General features: G+C 71.7%; 15 protein-coding genes. 7 read left to right on the top strand and 8 right to left on the bottom strand.

The window, feature by feature from the left end; genetic code table 11:
- Positions 1-16: 16 nt before the first annotated feature.
- Complete coding sequence (locus DEJ28_RS03170) at positions 17-688, top strand: hypothetical protein (protein ID WP_111115843.1); 672 nt, start codon at positions 17-19, stop codon at positions 686-688.
- Between the two features lie 75 nt (positions 689-763).
- Positions 764-1,504 carry an SOS response-associated peptidase gene (locus tag DEJ28_RS03165; RefSeq protein ID WP_111115844.1) on the top strand — a complete coding sequence of 247 codons (741 nt, stop codon included), beginning with the start codon at positions 764-766 and terminating at the stop codon, positions 1,502-1,504.
- A gap of 102 nt (positions 1,505-1,606) precedes the next feature.
- On the opposite strand, the gene DEJ28_RS03160 is transcribed toward DEJ28_RS03165, so the two are convergent.
- The 3 genes from DEJ28_RS03160 to DEJ28_RS03150 all read right to left on the bottom strand — a co-directional run bounded on the left by DEJ28_RS03160 (position 1,607) and on the right by DEJ28_RS03150 (position 3,402).
- A complete protein-coding gene (locus DEJ28_RS03160) occupies positions 1,607-1,933 on the bottom strand; it encodes a hypothetical protein (protein WP_111115845.1) in 327 nt (108 codons plus the stop codon).
- A gap of 140 nt (positions 1,934-2,073) precedes the next feature.
- Positions 2,074-2,403 (bottom strand): hypothetical protein, encoded by a 330-nt coding sequence (locus DEJ28_RS03155; RefSeq protein ID WP_111115846.1) that lies wholly within the window; start codon positions 2,401-2,403, stop codon positions 2,074-2,076.
- A 228-nt stretch (positions 2,404-2,631) separates the two neighbouring features.
- Complete coding sequence (locus DEJ28_RS03150; protein WP_111115847.1) at positions 2,632-3,402, bottom strand: AraC family transcriptional regulator; 771 nt, start codon at positions 3,400-3,402, stop codon at positions 2,632-2,634.
- 54 nt (positions 3,403-3,456) lie between these two features.
- Between DEJ28_RS03150 and DEJ28_RS03145 the strand changes: the two genes are divergently transcribed.
- Complete coding sequence (locus tag DEJ28_RS03145) at positions 3,457-4,740, top strand: MFS transporter (RefSeq protein WP_258368084.1); 1,284 nt, start codon at positions 3,457-3,459, stop codon at positions 4,738-4,740.
- A gap of 209 nt (positions 4,741-4,949) precedes the next feature.
- Here DEJ28_RS03145 and DEJ28_RS03140 read toward each other — a convergent pair whose 3' ends face one another.
- Positions 4,950-6,239 (bottom strand): adenylosuccinate synthase, encoded by a 1,290-nt coding sequence (locus DEJ28_RS03140; RefSeq protein ID WP_111115849.1) that lies wholly within the window; start codon positions 6,237-6,239, stop codon positions 4,950-4,952.
- 175 nt (positions 6,240-6,414) lie between these two features.
- Here DEJ28_RS03140 and DEJ28_RS03135 point away from each other — a divergent pair, with 175 nt between their 5' ends.
- On the top strand, positions 6,415-6,588 hold the full coding sequence (locus DEJ28_RS03135) for an Rv0909 family putative TA system antitoxin (RefSeq protein WP_111115850.1): 174 nt from the start codon (positions 6,415-6,417) through the stop codon (positions 6,586-6,588).
- 105 nt (positions 6,589-6,693) lie between these two features.
- Here DEJ28_RS03135 and DEJ28_RS03130 read toward each other — a convergent pair whose 3' ends face one another.
- Both DEJ28_RS03130 and DEJ28_RS03125 read right to left on the bottom strand, forming a co-directional pair.
- Entirely contained in the window at positions 6,694-6,864 is a 171-nt protein-coding gene (locus DEJ28_RS03130; RefSeq protein WP_181433730.1) for a hypothetical protein, read from the bottom strand.
- 106 nt (positions 6,865-6,970) lie between these two features.
- Positions 6,971-10,606 (bottom strand): S8 family peptidase, encoded by a 3,636-nt coding sequence (locus DEJ28_RS03125; protein ID WP_181433731.1) that lies wholly within the window; start codon positions 10,604-10,606, stop codon positions 6,971-6,973.
- Between the two features lie 159 nt (positions 10,607-10,765).
- Here DEJ28_RS03125 and DEJ28_RS03120 point away from each other — a divergent pair, with 159 nt between their 5' ends.
- From DEJ28_RS03120 to DEJ28_RS03110, 3 genes are read left to right on the top strand one after another with little or no spacing between them, the layout of a single operon-like run.
- Complete coding sequence (locus DEJ28_RS03120; RefSeq protein ID WP_111115852.1) at positions 10,766-11,431, top strand: TetR/AcrR family transcriptional regulator; 666 nt, start codon at positions 10,766-10,768, stop codon at positions 11,429-11,431.
- Complete coding sequence (locus DEJ28_RS03115) at positions 11,428-12,165, top strand: hypothetical protein (protein WP_111115853.1); 738 nt, start codon at positions 11,428-11,430, stop codon at positions 12,163-12,165. Before DEJ28_RS03120 ends, DEJ28_RS03115 begins: the two co-directional genes overlap by 4 nt.
- On the top strand, positions 12,162-14,231 hold the full coding sequence (locus DEJ28_RS03110; protein WP_111115854.1) for a YhgE/Pip domain-containing protein: 2,070 nt from the start codon (positions 12,162-12,164) through the stop codon (positions 14,229-14,231). The genes DEJ28_RS03115 and DEJ28_RS03110 overlap by 4 nt, the downstream gene beginning before the upstream one ends.
- 101 nt (positions 14,232-14,332) lie before the next feature.
- On the opposite strand, the gene DEJ28_RS03105 is transcribed toward DEJ28_RS03110, so the two are convergent.
- Together DEJ28_RS03105 and DEJ28_RS03100 are read right to left on the bottom strand one after the other, a co-directional pair.
- Positions 14,333-15,136 carry an NAD-dependent epimerase/dehydratase family protein gene (locus DEJ28_RS03105; protein ID WP_111115855.1) on the bottom strand — a complete coding sequence of 268 codons (804 nt, stop codon included), beginning with the start codon at positions 15,134-15,136 and terminating at the stop codon, positions 14,333-14,335.
- Between the two features lie 10 nt (positions 15,137-15,146).
- Complete coding sequence (locus tag DEJ28_RS03100) at positions 15,147-16,043, bottom strand: endonuclease domain-containing protein (protein ID WP_146248862.1); 897 nt, start codon at positions 16,041-16,043, stop codon at positions 15,147-15,149.
- Positions 16,044-16,187: the final 144 nt, after the last annotated feature.

The following is a 16,187-nucleotide window of genomic DNA, read 5'->3' as shown; positions in this document are numbered from 1 at the left end:
GAGTAGAAGGAACCTCGTGTTCAAGCTCGGATGGCAGGTGTTCCGGCAGCGCGTCGGCGACGTGGTCGATCCGGCGCGCGCTCGTCGTGCCGTGTGGATCGCGGGCACCGTGGCCGTGCTGGCGCTCGCCCTCCTCGTCGTCCTGCAGGTCGTGTTCGCCTGGGCAGGCACAGCGCCGGTCCGAGCATCGATCACGGTCGGCCTGGCGACGCTCGCCGCCGGCATGATCGCCTTCGCGTGCTGCCCGATGGGTCGGCCACCCGCACCGTCGAACACGATCAACGGGAGGCAGGTCCGCGCGGACTGGCAGCTCGCGGTCCGGTGGTCCGTGCAGCCGTACCTCGGGCGTACGGCCCGTCCTGTGGCACCCGACGACCGTGCAGCGGTGCTGAACGACGTCCCGCTGCTGCAACTCGGCCTGATCCATCGATTGTCCCGCACGGGTCCCCTGCTGGTCGGGTTGGCCCTGCTCGGCCTGACGGCGCTGTCCTTCGAGGGCGACCGCTCGTACGTGTTGCTCTGGACGCTCCTCTACGTCTTCACGCTGCCGGATCTCGTACGCCGCCTGGGTCGGGCCGAGCGGGCACGCCTCGCTGCGCTCGCGGCCAGCTCGCCGTCGCCCGAGACCCAGCCCGCGCAACGACGCAGGGATCCGAGCGGGTCGAAGGTGCGTCTGCCCGACGAGTAGCGCGGAAGCGCGTCACTTCCGCGCTACGTGCCGCACGCACGCACGCCTGTCGGTGGCACCGTGCACACTGGGCGCATGTGTGGAAGGTTCGTCGTCTCCGACACCACGGCCGACTTGTTGCCGGAACTGATCGGTGAGCTCGCCGACCGGACCGAGCACGTCGACGAGGACACCGGCGTGGTCGGCACCGGCCTCGTCCCGAGCTGGAACGTGGCCCCGACCGACCCCGTGTTCGCGGTCCGGCAGCGCCACGGTGAGCGCGAGCTCCCCCGGATCAGCTGGGGCTTCGTGCCGAGCTGGGCGAAGGACTTCCAGAAGCAGCGCCCGAAGCCCATCAACGCCCGCATCGAGACCGTGGCGACGAGCGGCATGTTCAAGCGGGCCTTCGCGACGAACCGGTGCATCATCCCCGCCCAGGGGTACTACGAGTGGGTCGTGCGCGAGGACGGCAAGGAGCCGCACTTCGTCCACGAGCCCGGTGGTGCCCTCGCGATGGCGGGCGTGGTGAGCGCGTGGCCGGATCCGACCAAGCCCGAGGGCGACCCGGACAAGTGGCGGCTGTCGCTCGCGATCATCACCCGCGACGCACACGTCGCTCCGGGCGAGGTGCACGACCGGATGCCGGCGTTCCTCACGCCGGACGGGTACGACCACTGGCTGAACGGTGACGCCGGGGGCCTCGGCACCGACGATCTGCTCGCGCTCCTCGACCACGAATCGCTGACGGTCGCGGCGGGACTCGAGCAGTACGAGGTCTCCCGCACCGTGAACAGCGTCAAGAACGACGGCCCGCAGCTCATCGAACGGGTCGCGTGACGGCGCCGCCGCAGACGGACTGGAGGCCCGGATCACGCGAGCAGACCTGCTCACGTGATCCGGGCCTCCAGTCCAGAACGTGCGTTCAGACGGCCGATCGGCTCACGCCGTGCGCATGACGTCCGGCAGGACGATGTGGAGGCGCTCGGCGAGGCGCTCCTGCGCCTCTTCCAACGAGCGGAAGTCACCGACGTACTGCCCGAAGGTGTCGGACACGAAGTAGTGCGTGCCCTGCCGGTCGACCGTGCCGCCGTAGTACCCGGCGTAGTTCGCGGCCCACAGGCCGGTGTCCGGGCGGGACCAGGTGATGCGGGTGCGCGCGGGCTGCGGGTGAGCGACGACCTCCGCTTCGATCTCGGTGATCGCTTCGATCGTGGCGGTGTCCAGGGTCACCTCGGCCTGCTGGCGGTGGGCGACGGTCGTGCTCATGGTGCTGCTCCTCGTGCGGTCGTGCTGCGGTGCTGACTGTCCTGCTGCGGTGCTGGTGGTTCGCGTGCTGGTGGTTCGCGTGCTGGTGGTTCGCGTGCTGGTGGTTCGCGCTCTGGTGGTTCGCGCTCTGGTGGTCGCGCTCAGTCGACGGGTCGGATCACGGACGGCAGCATCACGTGCAGCTGGTCGGCGAGCTGCGCCTGCGCCAGCTCGAGCGATTCGAAGTCGCCGACGACCAGGCCGAAGGTGTCCGAGGCGATGTACCGGCCGTCGCGCTTGTCGATCGATCCGCCGAAGTAGCCGCCGTAGTTCGCGACCCACTCACCGTCTTCCTCGTGCGTCCAGGTGAGCTTGGCGCGCGCCGGTCGGGCGTGCGGCTCTGCCTGGGCCTCGAGGATCGCGATGGTGTCGACCGTGTCGGTGTCGAGCGTGACCTCGGCTCGGCTGTCGGGGGTGACGGTGGTGCTCATGGCGCTCTCCTTCTTCGCGATCCGGGGTACATCTGCTGACACGAGAACGCTACGAGAGCAGCACCGTCCGACGCCAGCCAGGCCCGTCGATTCACGGTTTCCGTCAATGCGATGCATCGGTGAAGCCCGTACTTCCGGGGACGTGCGACGCACTTCCGGGGTACAGCCCACCGGTTCGGGGTACTCGCTTCCCGTCCATTCCCAGTGCGGACGGACGCGGCCCGACGATCAGGCCGGGGCAGCGCCCGCCGCTCGCCGGTACGCGCCCGGGGTCATCCCCACGAGCGGCGTGAACTGCTCGATGAACTGGCTCGTCGTCGCCCACCCGCTGGCGGACGCGACCTCGGTGACCGAGCGCCCCTCGGCGAGCAGGACGAGCGCGTGATGGACGCGCAGTTGTAACCGCCACTGGCGGTATCCCATCCCGGTCTCCTGCCGGAACAACCGGGTCAGGGTCCGCTCGCCGACGCCCGCCCACGTCGCGAGTGCCGCGAGCGACACCGGCTCGCTGAGGTCGCGTTCCACCCGGCGGACCACGCGCCGCAGGCGCGCATCCGTCGGTTCCGGCAGGTGCAGGGGCTGCTCCGGCGCGGAGGTGAGCTCGTCCACGATGACCCCGCGGAGGTGAGCCCGGGCCACGTCGGAACGCGGAGCCGACGTCGTGATGGCGAGCAGCGCCTCCCGGGCGAGCGGTGACACGGTGAGGACCGCCGGACCGGACGGGAGGCCCGTGGCGGCTTCGGCGGACAGGTGCACGATGCGCATGTCGGTCGCCCCGTGCGCCCGGTGCCGGTGCTTCGCGCCGGCAGGGACCCAGGCTACCCGGTTCGGCGGCGCGATCCACGCACCGTCGTCGGTGATCAGCGACAGGACCCCGGTCGCCGCGTGCACGAGGTGACCGAGCGCATGGACGTGCGGCGGGACGGTCTCGGCGTGCGCGAACAGGAACGCGGCCTCGGTCCGGTCGTCGTCGTCGAGGGGTTGGCTGGAAACGGACATCTCCTGGCAGGGTACGTGTTCCACGCCGACCCCGCTCGGTGGTGTGATCGTGCAGTGACCACCGCATCCGTCCCCGTTCCCACCGCCGTTCCCCGTCGCGGCCTCCTCGCCGCCTGGTACGTCGCCGCGGGGCTCCTGCTCGTCGCGCTCAACCTGCGGATGGGCGTCGCCTCGGTGGGGCCGGTGCTCGGGTCGATCGAGCGGTCGCTGCACCTCACCCCGTCGGCGGCCAGCCTCCTCACGACGATCCCGGTGTTCGCGTTCGGGGCGTTCGCCTTCCTGACGCCGGTCCTCACCCGGAGGATCGGACTGCACCGGCTGCTCGGCCTGACGATGGCCGTGCTCGCACTCGGCATCGCGCTCCGCCTCGAACCGCACGGTTGGGCGCTCTACGGCGGCACCGTCCTGGCGGGGGCGGCGATCGCGGTCGCGAACGTGCTCATGCCGGCGGCGATCAAGAGCGACTTCGCGCACCGCGTCGGCCTGATGATGGGGCTGTACTCGACGGCGCTCTTCCTCAGCGCCGCCGTCGCGTCCGCAGCGGTCGTGCCGCTCATGGCCGCCTTCGGGTCGTGGCGTCCGGCGCTCGCGTTCTGGGCGGTCCCCGCCGTGGTCGCGTTCCTCGTGTGGCTGCCCCGCGCACTCCGGAACGCGGGCCACGTCCGCGGAACCCGCGGAACCCGTGGAACCCGTGGAACCCATGGAACCCGCGTGGCCGCCGACGCCCTCGTCGACCCGGCCGACGAGCCGACCTTCGCCCGGTTGTTCCGCGACCCGGTTGCGATCGCGGTCACCGGCTTCATGGGACTGCAGAGCCTGTCGTACTACGCGTTCCTCACCTGGGTGCCGACGGTGCTGCAGGACGCCGGGATCTCGGCGCACCAGGCGGGACTCATGCTGGCCTACTCGAGCCTGCCCGGGATCGCCACCGGGGTCACGGGTCCGGCGATCGCGCGCCGACTCCGGCCGACGTGGTTGCCGGTCCTCGTGGTGGCGGTGCTGTGCGGGGCGGGGTTCGCCGGGCTCCTCGTCGCCCCGGCCGCGGGCGCCTGGGTGTGGATGACGCTGCTGGGCCTCGGGCAGGGCGGCGCGATCAGCCTGTCGCTGAGCTACATCGTGTGGCGCTCCCCGGACGCCCGGCACACGGCGCACGTCTCGACGATGGCGCAGGGCACCGGGTACCTGCTCGCGGGGCTCGGCCCGCTCGGCATCGGGCTGCTGCACGCGGCGACCGGGGGCTGGACGGTGCCGATCGTGGTGCTGCTGGCGCTCATCGTGGTGCAGGCGGTCGCCGGCGTGGCCGCGAGTCGCGACCGCCAGGTGCTCGCGCGGCGCTGAGCCCGCCCGCGCTGGGTGGGCGCGCGGGCGCGGGCCCGCGCGCGGCGCGGGCCCGCGCGCCCGAGACTCGGCTGGGCGGACAGTTTCGCGGTGCGGAACCCGCGAAACTGTCCGCGGGCCCGAGTCTCGGGTCCGGCGGCAGCCGGCCGGCGGCCAGCGGCGGGCGGCAGGCGGCAGGCGGTGCGCCGGCCGGCGGCAGCCGGCCGCCGTCAGGCGCCGAGCAGGTCGTGCCGCACGACGATCGCGTCACGCCCGGGTCCGACGCCGATCGCGGAGATCCGCGCGCCGGACATCGCCTCGACCGCGAGCACGTACGCCTGGGCGTTCGCGGGCAGGTCGTCGAACGTGCGGGCGCCGGTGATGTCCTCGGTCCAGCCGGGGAACTCCTCGTAGATCGGCTTCGCGTGGTGGAAGTCCGACTGGTTCACGGGGACCTCGTCGACGCGGACGCCGTCGACCTCGTACGCGACGCACACGGGGATCGTGGACAGGCCGGTGAGGACGTCGAGCTTCGTCAGCACGAAGTCCGTCACGCCGTTCACCCGCGCCGTGTACCGGGCGATCGGGGCGTCGTACCAGCCACAGCGGCGCGGGCGTCCGGTGGTGGTGCCGAACTCGAAGCCGTTGGCGCGGAGGAACTCGCCCGACTCGTCGAAGAGCTCGGTCGGGAACGGACCGGCACCGACGCGGGTCGTGTAGGCCTTGACGATGCCGATGATGCGCTCGAGCTTGCCCGGGCCGATGCCGGAGCCGGTCGCCGCGCCACCGGCGGTCGCCGACGAGGACGTCACGAACGGGTAGGTGCCGTGGTCGACGTCGAGCATGGTGGCCTGGCCGGCCTCGAACAGGACGGTCTCGCCGCGCTCGAGCGCACGGTGGATCTCGAGCCCGGTGTCGGCGACCATCGGACGCAGCCGGTCCGCGAAGGACAGCAGCGACTCGACCACTTCTTCGGCGTCGATCGCGCGGCGGTTGAAGACCTTCACGAGCAGGTGGTTCTTCTGGTCGAGGGCCGCTTCGACCTTCTGCCGCAGGATGTTCTCGTCGAAGATGTCCTGGATGCGGATGCCGACACGGTTGATCTTGTCGGCGTAGGTCGGGCCGATGCCGCGACCGGTGGTGCCGATCTGGCGCTTGCCGAGGAAGCGCTCGGTCACCTTGTCGATGGTGCGGTGGTAGTGCGTGATGACGTGGGCGTTCGCCGACACGAGCAGCTTCGACGTGTCGACGCCGCGGGCTCGGAGCGCGTCCAGTTCCTGGAACAGGACCTCGAGGTCGACGACGACGCCGTTGCCGATGATCGGCGTGACACCGGGCGTGAGGATGCCGGAGGGCAGCAGGTGGAGGGCGTACTTCTCGCCGCCGACGACGACCGTGTGTCCGGCGTTGTTGCCGCCGTTGAACTTCACGACGTAGTCGATGCGGCTGCCGAGGAGGTCGGTGGCCTTCCCCTTGCCCTCGTCGCCCCACTGGGCGCCGATGATGACTGCTGCGGGCATCTGGTTCTCCTCACGTTGGCGGAGGACCTCACGCGACCGTCGGGCCGGTGGTCCACCCGAGTCTATCGGCTGGTCACCTGCGCGTCACCCGCCTGTGGACAACGCGCCTGGGAGCGCACGCACCCGGTCCGGGGCAACGTCACGGACGTCAGATCCACGACGGAAGGAGCACGACATGAGCGGCATCGGTGACAAGGCGAAGGACCTCGCGGGCAGCGAGAAGGGCGAGAAGGCGACGGACGCCGGCCTCGACAAGGCGGCCGGCGCGGCCGACAAGGCGAGCGGCGGCGGTCACGGCGACCAGATCGACAAGGCCGAGGACGCGGCCGACAAGAAGGTCGGCGACTAGGCAGTCGACGGCGACCCCACGACAGACTGGAGGCGCGGTGCCAGCTGGCACCGCGCCTCCAGGCTGCAGGTGGTCGCGTCCCGAATCGCGCCACCGCTCTCCGGATCAGCTCCGGAAGAAGTCTTGGTAGGACGGGTCGCCGACGGGCTGCGAGTGACCCGGTTCGGCGAGGCGCGCCTCGATCATGGACTGGATGACGTCCGGCGGGGTGAGCCCACGGCGACGCCACTCCGCGGGGTTGGCCCGGAGCTGCTTCAGGGTGCTCTGCGTCTGCATGCCGCAATCCTGGCACCGAATAACTAGTTCGTCTAACTACATGTCCTCTTGACGCACTCGAGGCCCCGTCACACACGGTGACGGGGCCTCGAGTGGACTGCCGTGCCTAGCGGCGGGAGACCTTCGCGGTCGGCTTCGACGTCGCCGAGCCGTCCTGGTACCCCTTCGCCTTCGCGGTGACCTGCACCTGCAGACGGTGTCCGGCATCGGACGACCCCAGCGTGTAGGTCTGCTTCGTGGCCCCCTGCACGACGACGCCGTCACGGGACCACTGGTAGGAGTACGTCACACCCTTCGCGTCCCACGAGCCGTGGTGCGCGGTGAGCCGCTTGCCGACCGTGGTCACGCCACTGACCGTCACCGCGCTGCCCTTCCGGAGCGACAGCGTCGGGGCCGCGACCGTCGCGGAGACGGTCTGGGCCTGGTCGCCGACCGCGTTGCCGAGGTGCAGCAGCAGGACCTGGGCGTTCGCGACACCGGTGCCGCGGGTGACCCGGAGCGAACCGCTGTCGGCGAAGAGCACGCCCGTCGCCGTCCCCTGCGTGAAGGCGAGCGCCGGTGCCGACGGGTCGTAGGTCGCCTCCGCCGTCTCGTCCACCACGTAGGAGCCGCTCGTGGCCAGTGCCGGGGCGTACGCCGACTCGGTCAGGACCGAGTAGGTGAACGGTCCCGTGGCACCGATCGCCCCGGCCTGCACCGTGAGGACCTTGACCGCGCTGTCGAACGTGTTCACGTCCTGCCCGGGGGCTCCGCCGTTCAGCGGCTGCGCGTCCACCGTCTCACCGGTGGCGAGGTCGACCGTCGTGGCGAGCGTGGCGTCGACCGCGGCCGACTTCGCGTCGTACACCAGGTAGTCCGGCGTGCCGTCGCGGTCGGTGTCGATGAGCACCTCGACGTTGGTCACGGCGCCGGGGTTGGCGTCGGGACCGGCCGTCTGCACGCCGAACGCGAGCGTGTCGGACGCCTTGTCGTAGTTCGCACCGTAGGCACGGACGTCAGCGGCCTGCAGCGAGCGCTTCGCCGAGCCGGCCGGGAACGACTCCTGGCCGTCCGTCCCGCCGAGCACGAACGGTGCGACCGCCGCGTGGTACCCCGTCGTCGCATCGCCCTGGTCGACCGAACGCCCGGTCAGGGCGAGGGAGGCCGTGCGACCCGAGCCCGTGAAGGACACGTCCGCGCCGTGCACCGCGCTGACCGGCTTCGGTGCCACGTAGGCGCCGAGCCGCAGCGGGTTGAGCGACTTGTCCGTGGGGGTGAAGGTCACCACACCGGAGGCAGCGGCGACGAACTCCCGCTGGTAGCCCTGCTGCACCGACTCCTGGGTGGGGTCGATGACGCGACGGAGCTGCGTGGGGTCGGCGATGGAGAAGGTGAGCTTCACCGTCGCGGTGCCGTGCGGTCGCACGGTGACGCGCTTCGCGCTGAGCGCGAAGGCCACGCCCGGCTGCGACACCTGCGGCTGGTAGGCCACGTCGTAGGTGTGCGGACGGCCGTCGGTGTTCTCGATCTGCAGGGTGCGGCTCTCGCTGGTCTTCGAGGCGACCTCGACGACACCGTACGAGGCGGTGACGAGCTGGTCGTTCTCGATGCTGCGGACCGTGGTGCCGGCCGTGACCGCCTGCAGTGCGTCGACCCGGCCGGTGCCCTGTCGGAGCAGGGTGGCGGTGCCGTCGCCCTGCTCGACGTCGTGGGTCGCGGTGTTCATCAGCGCGGCCTTCACCTGCGGTGCCGTCCACGTCGGATGCGACTGGAACGTCAGCGCGGCGATGCCCGCCACGTCCGGCGTCGCCATCGACGTGCCGCTCATCGACATGTGGCCGTCACCGGTGCCGTTGGCCGCGGAGATCACGTTGACCCCGGGGCCGGCGATGTCCGGCTTGACGATGTCGTCGAACGATCCGTGGACACCCCGGCTGGTGAACGACGCGAGCGTGTTCACGGTCTCCGGGTCGGTGGCCAGTTCGAAGCCCTTGAGCTCGTCGGCGAAGCGGACGTGCAGGGTCCCGGCCTGGGCGGCTGCCTGGAGGCTCGACACGCTGTCCTTGGTCAGCTCGGCTCCCGGGATGGCCTGGTTCCCCGCGATGCCCGAGTCGAAGGTGTTGATCGTCCCCGCCAGGAGGACGCCGACACCGCCGGCTGCCTGGACGTTGTTGAACCGGACACCGGAACCGCACTCGAGCGCGGCGTCGGTCCACTTGAGCCAGACCACCTTGCCCGCGATCTTCGCGGCCTCGTCCGCGCTGAACGCCGCGCAGCCGTCGGTGTTCGTGGTCGGGACGACGACGTCGCCCTCGACCGGCAGGTCACCCGCGTAGTTCTGCGAGTACTGGGCACGCCAGGTCTTCGCGACGTCGGCCGGGGCGGTCGCCTCGACACCGTCGTAGAGGGACTGACCGGTGGCGCTCGCGGCGACCGTCAGGGCACCCTCGGCGTTGCCCGGCGAGCCACCGATGTCGGTGAAGTCGTCGGCGTTGCCGGAGGCGATCACGGGCAGCACACCGCGCGCCGTGAGGGCGTCGATCTTGGCGTTGTCAGGGTCGTCCGGCGCGCCGTAGTCGGAGCCGAGCGAGAGGTTGAGGACGTTGATGTCCTTGCCCTCGGTCAGCGCCTGGCCGACCCAGTCGAGGGCTGCGCCGGTGAGGTCGGTCGAACCGCCGCCGTCACCGAACACCTTGAGGGCGTAGAGCCCCGCCTCGGGTGCGGTGCCCGGGCCGATCCACATGTCCTGGACCTGCTGCGTCGTCAGCTTCGTGTAGTCGCCGTCGAAGGTCTTCTTGTCGGCGTCGAGGCCGTACCCGGCGATGGTGCCGGACACGTGCGTGCCGTGGTCGCCGCCCGCGCCGTCGATCGGGTTCTCGTCCGGGGCCGGGGTCGGGTCGTACGCGGGGTCGCTCGGGTCCGCGTTGTACGTCGGGCCGGCGAAGTCGTAGCCGCCGAGGAACTTCGAGGCGTCGAACCAGCTGGGGTCCGGCGCGCCGGTGCTCGCGAGGGCGGCGTCGTACGCGGCCGTGGTGCCGGGGCCGCCGAAGTCCGCCTGGGTGTAGTCGAGGCCGGTGTCGAGCACGGCCACGTTGACGCCCTTGCCCGTGTGACCGGTCTGCTGCCACGCGTCGAGGGAGCGCGTGTAGACGTCGCTCGCCGCGTTCTTCGGCGTGACGCCGTCCGCGCCGGGCTGCACCAGGCTCGGGTCGACGCCGGACGGTGCCTTGCCCGAGTCGGCGTTCACCGTCGGGTCGACGATCTGCTTCGGCGTCAGCGGGATGACGCTCTCGACGTCGGCGCGGGCCGCCACCTTCCGGAGGGCCGCGACGTCGGCGACGACGGCGACACCCGGCACGGTGTACTCGGTCGAGTACAGCTCGGTGGCGTCGCCGTCGGACTGCTTGAGCGCATCGCTGACGGCGGTGGTCGTCGAGGTGATGGCCTTGACACGCTGCTTCGCGGCCGAGGACTGGACCTTCGACTTCGTCAGGTCCCCGCCCTTCGCCTGCGCGTCGACCTCGAGCGCGCCCTGGCCGGTCGTCCGCACGAACGCGGCGATCGTCTTCGAGGGCTTCGCGTCCCGCAGTGGCTGCGCGAGCTTGAGGTCCGCCGTGGCCAGCCCCGACGGAGCTGCCGAAGCGGCTCCCCCGACGGCGAGACCGCCGCACGCCAGGGCCGCGGCGGCGATGCCGGCGGTCAGGACGCGCGCGATGCGGTGTGTGTTCGGATTCGGGTCGTTGTTCGGTGTTGCACGGTTCAAAGGGCGCACTCCCGGTTCGTCCGTGTTTCGCAAGGAATTGCTGTGAAGTTATGCGTTTCCTCTCAGGTGGCACAGTCCGCACTTTGGGGGACGTCCCTCGTTCGGGGGTACAGGCCCTGTTAACTTGCACACACGTGTGCAGGTTATTACGATGGGTGCATGACCACCCCTGACCAGCCCGTTCGCGCGCCCCGCCGCGACGCGACCGAGAACCGGGCGGCGCTGATCGAGGCGGCGAAGACCGTCCTGCAGGGCGATCCGGACGCCTCGCTCGAGACGATCGCCGCCGCCGCCGGACTCTCCCGGCGCGCGGTCTACGGACACTTCCCGTCGCGGGACGACCTCGTGCGCGAGGTCGTGACCGCCGGCGCCGGTCGGATCGCCGCCGCGATGCCGACCGCCTCGGACCTCGACGCCCTCCCCCCGGCCGCCCGCCTCGCCGCGATCGCGGTGACGCTCTGGGCCGAGGTCTCACACGTCCGCTCGATGGCCCGGGTCGCCCTGCGCAGCCCGTTCAGCGAATCCGTCGCCGAGGTGTTCGCACCCCTCCGCGCCCAGGTCCGCGACGCGTGTGCGCTCGGGATCGCCGACGGCGCCATGCGCGACGACGTCGACCCCGCCACACTCGGCCGGCTCGTCGAGGGCGCGTGCATCGCCGTCCTCGACGAGGCCACCCGTTCCCGGACCCCCGACGAGGACGGCCGGCGCATGGTGGTCATCTCCGCACTCGGCATGGCCGGCATCGACTGGCGCACCGCGATGCTCTCCGAGCCGGTCGCCCCCGCGGCACCGGCCCGCCCGAACCCCACGAAGGACCTCGTATGACCCTCGAACTCGACCACGTCGGCATCGGCGAGGAGCCGGGCGCCGAGCTGCCCGTCGTCTCCGCCGTCGCCGCCCCCGGACACCCCGGCGTCATCGCCGTCGAGACCGAGCAGGCGCCGGTGCTCGCCTCGCTCGTGGCCGGTGGCCGCATGCAGCCGGACACGGGCCGGGTCCTCCTCGACGGGCACGAGGACGCCGCCGGCGTGCGGAAGGCCTTCGCGCTGGTCGACACCCCCGGCGTCGCCGAGCCGTTCCCGGTCATGACGCTGCAGCAGATCGTGCGCGAGGAACTCGCGTACGCCGGACGGCGCCCCTCCCGTCAGCACGTCCACACCGTGCTCGACGAGCTCGGGCTGCAGCGGTACGCCGACACCCACGTGCAGCGCGTGCCGACCGACGTGCGCCTGCGGCTGCTCGCCGAGCTCGCCCTGCTGCGAGACGGCGTGACCGGGCTCGTGATCACGTCGCCGGAGCGGCACGGCGGCGCGGTCGAGGGCTGGTTCACCGTCGTCCGCGACGTCGCCCGCCGCGGCGTGACCGTCGTGCTCGTGACCTCGAAGGCCGCAGCAGCGACCGTCGAGACCCTGCTCGACACCGTCGAGACGTCCGACACCACCCAGATCGAGGATCCCGAGGACGCGACCCTCCATGCCGGAACCGAGCCGGGCCTCCAGTCCGACCCCGATACCGACACCGCAGAATCCGCAACCGTCGCCCCGGAGGCAACCGCGTGACCACCACCTCGCTCGTCCGCGCCGAACTGGCGCGACTCACCGCGACCCCGCTCGCACGTCTCGCGTTCATCGCGCTCATGGTCGTGCCGCTGCTCTACGGCGGCGCCTACCTCTGGGCCAACCGCGACCCCTACGCCAAGCTCGACCAGGTCCCCGCGGCCATCGTGAACCAGGACGCCGGGGCGACCCTCGACGGCGACCACGTGGACTACGGCAAGGACGTCACGAAGGAGGCGATCGACGGCGCCGACTTCAAGTGGACGAAGACCACGGCGGCCGACGCGCGCTCCGGCGTCCGGAACGGCACCTACGACTTCGTCGTGACGATCCCGCACGACTTCTCCGAGTCGCTCGTGTCGGCGCAGTCCGACGACCCGAAGCAGGCGAAGCTCGTCATGACGACGGCGGACACGAACTCCTACCTCGCGTCGACCATCGCCGAGCAGGCCGGCAAGACCATGCGCACCGCCGTCGCCGAACGCGTCGGCAAGCAGGCGGCGAAGACCCTGCTCGTCGGACTCGCCGACGTCCGGGACAGCCTCGGCGACGCCGTCGACGGCGCGGGGCAGCTCGCATCGGGCGCGTCCGACGCCGCAACGGGAGCAGCCACGCTCGCGGACGGCACCGGCAAGCTCTCCACCGGCGCGACCGAGCTCTCCACGGGCACGGCGCAGCTGCCGGCGCAGACCACGAAGCTCAACGACGGCGCGCAGCAGGTCGCGTCCGGGGCGGCGACGCTGTCCTCCGGGCTCGCGACCGCGAAGCAGCAGACCTCGACCCTGCCGGCCGACACCGCGAAGCTCAACGAGGGGGCGCAGCAGGTGGCCGCGGGCAACAAGACGCTGGCGGACACCGTCGACTCGGCGAGTGACACCGTCGACGCGCTGCAGCCGGTCGACGCCGCCACCGTCCTCGCGGAGATCCAGGCGAACCTGCCCGAGGGCGTCACGCTGAGCGACGAACAGACAGCCGCCATCACCAAGACGGTGTCCGACGTCAACGCTGCCGGGGCCGAGGCGAAGACCACGTACGAGACCACCAAGTCCTCGGTCGACCAGCTCCGCGACGGCTCCGCCCAGGTCGCCGCCGGCACCGCTGCGCTCGCGAAGTCCGCACCGACGCTGTCCTCCGGCATCGCGACGGCAGCCACCGGAGCCTCGAAGCTCTCCGCCGGTGCGACGCAGGTCGCCTCGGGGACGGACACCCTCGCCAAGGCCGCGCCGACCCTGTCGTCCGGTGCGTCCGCACTCGCCACGGGTGCCGCGTCGGCGGACAAGGGCGCGAAGTCGCTCGCCTCCGGCCTGACGAAGCTCCAGACCGGGTCGTCGGAGCTCGCGTCGCAGCTCGACGAGGGACGGACGAAGATCCCGGCGTCGACCGCGTCCCAGCGGAACGACCAGGCGTCGGTGATCTCCGACCCGGTGAAGGTCGGGACGGACGACGTCGCCGCCGCGTCGAACTACGGCGCCGGCCTCGCGCCGTTCTTCATCTCCCTCGCGGCGTGGATCGGCATGTACGCGCTCTTCCTCATCCTCAAGCCCATCTCGAAGCGGGCGATCACGGCGGTGCGGAAGCCCCTCGCCGTGGTGTTCGGCGGCTGGCTGACGCCGGCGCTGCTCGGGCTCGTGCAGATGGTGGCGCTGTTCTTCATCGTCCGGTTCGCGCTCGACCTCAACGTGGTGCACGCCGGGGCCACGATCGGGATCATGGTGCTGGCGTCGGCGACCTTCGCGGCGATCATCATGGCGCTGAACGTGCTGCTCGGTTCGGTGGGGCAGTTCCTCGGCCTGGTGCTCATGCTGGTGCAGCTCGTCACCGCCGGCGGGACCTTCCCGTGGCAGACGCTGCCGGGACCGTTGGCGGCGCTGCACTTCGCGCTGCCGATGACGTACTCGGTCGACGCGATCCGGCAGACCATGTACGGCGGCGACCTCGGTGCGGCGTGGTCTGACGCTGGCGTGCTGACGTGCTGGCTCCTCGGCGCCCTGCTGGTCTCGTTCGTGGTCACCGCGCGGCAGACCCGCTCGCGGACGCTGCGCGACCTGCGCCCGAGCCTGATCGGGTAGGGCGCGCCGCTTCGTGAGCGCCACGAGCGCCACGAGCGCGACGAGCGCCACTTCGTGAGCAGAAATGGTCGGGTCACCTCAGGGAACCCGACCATTTCTGCTCACGAAGTGCGGCGCCCGAGCGGCACGTCGGCCATGTCGCCGCCAAGGTACCGGAGGTCCTCGGCCGGCAGGGCTGCACGCGCGTCGGTGTCGAGCACCTCGGACGCGTCGTCGCGCGGCTCGAAGCCGATCCGCTCCCCCGCGGTGAGGTCGGCCGGCGACCCGGTGTTCCGCGACAGCGCCCAGACGACGTGGTGCCCGGGCTCGCGGAGCTCGACCGTCGCCAGCACGAGTCGCACGAGGTCGTCCGGGGAGCTCCACATCAGGAGCGCGCGAGCCGAGGACGGCTGCTCGCCGAAGGCCCCGATCCGCGCCGAGACGACCGACATGCCGAACCGGTCCGCGAACATGCTGCCGAGCAGTTCCATCCCCGCCTTCGTCACGCCGTAGTAGGTGTCCGGCCGGGGCAGGCGGTCGCCGGGGACGGTGCCGGGTTGCTCGAGGGGCTCCGGCACACGACCGACAGCGTGGATCGAGCTCGCCTGCACGACCCGGAGCACCCCGGCCGTCGCCGCCCGCTCGAGCACGTTCTTCGTCCCGGTGAGGTTCGCGGCTACGAGCTCGTCCCACGTCGCCTCGGTCGGGATGCCGGCCAGGTGCACCACGGTGTCGACGCCGATCAGTGCGGCGTCGAGCGCACCGGGGTCGTGCACCGAGCCCACCACGAGTCGCTCACCGCCCGACACCGGGTCGTCCGGGGTGCGCTCGTCGAACAGCACGAGGGAGTGGCCGGCCGCGAGGAGACGGGGTCGGAGCGCGGCCCCGATCCGTCCCGCAGCCCCGGTGATGAGCAGCGTCGCCATGCCGCGGACGCTACCCCCGGCGCGCGAGCAACGACCGCAGGTGACCGACGGCGCCGTCGACGTGGCGTGCGAGGTCCGAACGGGACCACCGCACGACCGCCCACCCGAGACGTTCGAACTCGCGGTACCGCCGGAGGTCCCTCCCCCACTGCTCGGCATCCGTGCGGTGCTGGTCGCCCTCGTACTCGATGACGATCCGCTCCCGGCGGTACGCCAAGTCGACGCGACCGACGAAGCACCCTGCTGCATCGCGGATCTCGACCTGGAGCTCGGGTTCGGGCAGGCCCCTGCGGACGATCGCGAGCCGCGCGCGCGTCTCCTGCGGGGACCCGGCCCCGACCCGGACCTGTTCGACCGCCGCCCGCAACCTCCGGACTCCGGCTCGCGCCCCGGCCCGGGCGAGCGCGCGACGGAGGTCGTCGATCGTCGTCCGGCACCGCGGCTCGGTGACGATGGCGTCCCCGAGCACGACGAGCTCGTCGACCGTCAGCACGGCGCCGCAGTCGACCCACAGGGCTGCCGGTGTGCTGGCCGGGAGGCCCCAGCGATCGGCGACGGCGGCCCGGTCCGGCGTGAGCCGGTGTCCGACGACGCCGACCCGACGGGGTTGAGCGGCCGGCATCAGGCTCGTGACGTGCACGGGAGCGTCCTCGGCGACGGGGACCGGGAGCCCCCACAGGACGGCCGCCGAGACGTGACTGACGAACTGTCCGGGCAGCAGGATCGGTCGCAGCGCCCGGATCCGTCGAACGGCATCGGGCGGGCGTTCTCGAGCCCAGCGGATCGAGCGGGTGGGCCGGACGAGGTCGCTCCGCCGGAGTCGCTGGCGGGAGACACCCGCACGGTCGGCTGCCCGCACGTCGAACGCGCGGTTCCGGAGCGATGGCGGAAGTGGGCGGGGATGCATGCCCGACACCCTCGCGCCCCGCGCGCACGCACCACGTGGCGAACGTGACCTCCGTGGACAAGGTGCACCGCGCCTCCCGTGTGGAGGAGTGACCACGTGCGGATCGTGAGCAGAAACGGTCGGGTCGAGACCGCGAACCCGACC

The sequence above is a fragment of the Curtobacterium sp. MCPF17_002 genome, from assembly GCF_003234115.2.
Classification (GTDB): domain Bacteria; phylum Actinomycetota; class Actinomycetes; order Actinomycetales; family Microbacteriaceae; genus Curtobacterium.
Note: the sequence above shows the minus strand (reverse complement) of the source record. Positions and strands in the feature narration are given on the sequence as shown.

What these genes read in the sequence shown, in the direction of transcription:
- DEJ28_RS03165 (WP_111115844.1), top strand. Translation starts at nt 764, where the DNA reads ATGTGTGGAAGGTTCGTCGTCTCCGACACCACGGCCGACTTGTTGCCG.
- DEJ28_RS03160 (WP_111115845.1), bottom strand. Translation starts at nt 1,933, where the DNA reads ATGAGCACGACCGTCGCCCACCGCCAGCAGGCCGAGGTGACCCTGGAC.
- DEJ28_RS03155 (WP_111115846.1), bottom strand. Translation starts at nt 2,403, where the DNA reads ATGAGCACCACCGTCACCCCCGACAGCCGAGCCGAGGTCACGCTCGAC.
- DEJ28_RS03150 (WP_111115847.1), bottom strand. Translation starts at nt 3,402, where the DNA reads ATGTCCGTTTCCAGCCAACCCCTCGACGACGACGACCGGACCGAGGCC.
- DEJ28_RS03140 (WP_111115849.1), bottom strand. Translation starts at nt 6,239, where the DNA reads ATGCCCGCAGCAGTCATCATCGGCGCCCAGTGGGGCGACGAGGGCAAG.
- DEJ28_RS03135 (WP_111115850.1), top strand. Translation starts at nt 6,415, where the DNA reads ATGAGCGGCATCGGTGACAAGGCGAAGGACCTCGCGGGCAGCGAGAAG.
- DEJ28_RS03130 (WP_181433730.1), bottom strand. Translation starts at nt 6,864, where the DNA reads ATGCAGACGCAGAGCACCCTGAAGCAGCTCCGGGCCAACCCCGCGGAG.
- DEJ28_RS03120 (WP_111115852.1), top strand. Translation starts at nt 10,766, where the DNA reads ATGACCACCCCTGACCAGCCCGTTCGCGCGCCCCGCCGCGACGCGACC.
- DEJ28_RS03115 (WP_111115853.1), top strand. Translation starts at nt 11,428, where the DNA reads ATGACCCTCGAACTCGACCACGTCGGCATCGGCGAGGAGCCGGGCGCC.
- DEJ28_RS03105 (WP_111115855.1), bottom strand. Translation starts at nt 15,136, where the DNA reads ATGGCGACGCTGCTCATCACCGGGGCTGCGGGACGGATCGGGGCCGCG.
- DEJ28_RS03100 (WP_146248862.1), bottom strand. Translation starts at nt 16,043, where the DNA reads ATGCATCCCCGCCCACTTCCGCCATCGCTCCGGAACCGCGCGTTCGAC.